The organism is Streptomyces sp. NPDC059866, assembly GCF_042731325.1.
Taxonomy (GTDB): Bacteria; Actinomycetota; Actinomycetes; order Streptomycetales; family Streptomycetaceae; genus Streptomyces; species Streptomyces flavusporus.
This window is the reverse complement of the sequence record NZ_JBHWJT010000143.1, coordinates 1-1,133: the sequence shown is the minus strand read 5'-3', so window position 1 is coordinate 1,133 and position 1,133 is coordinate 1. Positions and strand designations below refer to the sequence as shown.

The following is a 1,133-nucleotide window of genomic DNA, read 5'->3' as shown; positions in this document are numbered from 1 at the left end:
CCGCAGCCGCCCCCGGAACCGTCGCCTCCAACCGGTTCAGGAACCACATCCGCTGCTGCGCGAACGACAACGGCACCACACCCGGCCGCTCCCACACCCGCAGCTCTACGCCGTCACCCCGACCGGCGCCCGAGCCCACGACACGCGCCAGCCCGGCCACCGACGGCTCCGCGAACAACTCCCGGATCCCCACCTCAACATCCAGCACCGCCCGCACCCGAGCCACCAAGCGCATCGCCAACAGCGAATCCCCGCCCAGCTCGAAGAACGACACCTCCGCACCCACCCGCTCCACACCCAGCACCTCGGCGAACAGAGCGCACAGCACCTCTTCGAGAGGTGTCCCGGGCCCGCGGCCGGCTCCTGTTCCGGTGAGATCCGGTGCGGGCAGGGCGGCCCGGTCGACCTTGCCGTTCACGGTCAGCGGCAGGGCGTCCAGCACCACCATCGTCGGCACCATGAACTCCGGCAGGCGTCCCGCCACATAGGCCTGCAGGTCCACGAGGTCGAGGCCGTCACCGGTGGGCACCACATAGCTGACGAGCCGCTTGTCCCGTACGACCACGGCGGCCTGGGCGACGCCCGGGTGTCCGGCCAGGACCGTCTGGACCTCGCCGGGCTCGACGCGGAACCCGCGGATCTTCACCTGGGCGTCCGCCCGCCCCGCGAACCGCAACTCGCCCTCAGCCGTCCACCGGGCCAGGTCGCCCGTCCGGTACATCCGCCCACCCGCACCCCACGGGCAGGCCACAAACCGCTCCCCCGTCAGACCGGGCCGTCCCGCATAGCCACGTGCCAGGCCGGGGCCCGCCAGGTACAGCTCACCGACCAGGCCCGGCGCCACCGGCCTCAGGAAGTGGTCCAGCACAAACGTCCGCACATTCGCCAGCGGCCGCCCGATGGACGGCGCCTCGTCCCCGGCCCCGATGCCGGCATCCACCGCACCGGCCGTGGCCATCACGGTCGCCTCGGTCGGCCCGTACGTGTTCACCACCCGCGCCCGACCCGCCCACCGACTCGCCAGGCCCGCAGTAAGCCACTCCGCACCCAGCACCCACCTCTGCACACCCGGCACCGTGTCCGGGTCCAGCACCCCCAACAGCGACGGCACCACACTCGCCGTCTCCACGCCG

2 protein-coding genes are annotated in these 1,133 nt (G+C 72.7%); one reads left to right on the top strand and one right to left on the bottom strand.

The genetic code is table 11. The features are described 5' to 3' along the window. A partial coding sequence (locus tag ACFV7R_RS47135; RefSeq protein ID WP_385277005.1) for a phosphopantetheine-binding protein occupies positions 1 to 1,024 on the bottom strand: 1,024 nt, incomplete at its 3' end. Here ACFV7R_RS47135 and ACFV7R_RS47130 point away from each other — a divergent pair. Continuing rightward, positions 951 to 1,133: hypothetical protein (locus tag ACFV7R_RS47130; protein ID WP_385277008.1), on the top strand; the 183-nt coding region annotated here is incomplete at its 3' end. The two genes, ACFV7R_RS47135 and ACFV7R_RS47130, sit on opposite strands and share 74 nt — an antisense overlap.